The organism is Pseudoalteromonas sp. S2721, from assembly GCF_005887425.1.
Classification (GTDB): domain Bacteria; phylum Pseudomonadota; class Gammaproteobacteria; order Enterobacterales; family Alteromonadaceae; genus Pseudoalteromonas; species Pseudoalteromonas simplex.
In genome coordinates, this window is sequence record NZ_PNCZ01000127.1 from 1 (window position 1) to 310 (window position 310).

The 310-nt window shown below is 51.9% G+C and carries 1 pseudogene; it reads left to right on the plus strand.

What is annotated here, in order from left to right:
• Nucleotides 1–310 (plus strand): annotated as a pseudogene (murF, locus tag CWC02_RS20805) (UDP-N-acetylmuramoyl-tripeptide--D-alanyl-D-alanine ligase); the annotation flags it as partial.

Genomic DNA, 310 nt, shown 5'->3' on the forward strand with positions numbered 1-310 from the left:
AAAGTACCAGTCACATTGGCATTACCGTGCAAGACTAATATTGCTAATGCGTTAATAGCCACCCCCTTACCTACACACCTCGCTGTAAGTCTCGACAGTGTCGCATCGCCGCTGGCAACCATGGGCGAAGAGACACGTCCGCTAAACGTCCTTTATCGTTCAGAAGCATTGACGGGGAGTGATGATACCTACAAAGCGAATGTGCAATCGGTGAACGCGGCTCTTAAGGGGTTTAGTGATATGCGCGGCCGTCGTCGTTTTGGAGAAGGTGAGTTGGGGGACAGTTGTGATCTGCCTGCAGGTCGTAGGG